We start from the raw sequence: 439 nt of genomic DNA on the forward strand, positions 1-439 counted from the left end.
TGAGGTCCCTCCAGGTGTACGGACCGACCGGCGTGTTCGTCTCCCGTGCCCCCAGGGAGGTCCGCCCCCGGTGCAGCACGGCGCTGAACTCCGTGTCGCTCTGCCCCAGGGCCGTGTCGATGTCCTCGCACGGCCCGTGCGGCCCGGCCTGGCCCCGGTCGCCCTTCGGACCCTTGTCACCCTTTGGCCCCTGCGGCCCGCGGTCACCCTTCGGACCCTTGTCACCCTTGGGCCCCTGGGGACCCCGGTCGCCCTTCGGCCCGCACGCGTTCGCCGGCTTGGCCGCCTTCCTGGCCTTCGCCGCCTTGGCCGCCTTGCCGGGAGCCTTCGCCGGCAGCGTCCTCGCGTCCGGCTCAGGACACTTGGCACTGCTCCAGCCGGGCGCGACCGCCGCACCCGTTCCCTGAGCTGCGGCCCTCGCCGGAACCGACGTACCCGC

At 74.5% G+C, this 439-nt stretch carries 1 pseudogene; it reads right to left on the bottom strand.

The window, feature by feature from the left end:
* A pseudogene (locus G3I78_RS48600) lies at positions 1–439 on the bottom strand (collagen-like protein); the annotation flags it as partial.

The sequence above is a fragment of the Streptomyces sp. SID13726 genome, assembly GCF_010548375.1.
GTDB lineage: Bacteria > Actinomycetota > Actinomycetes > Streptomycetales > Streptomycetaceae > Streptomyces.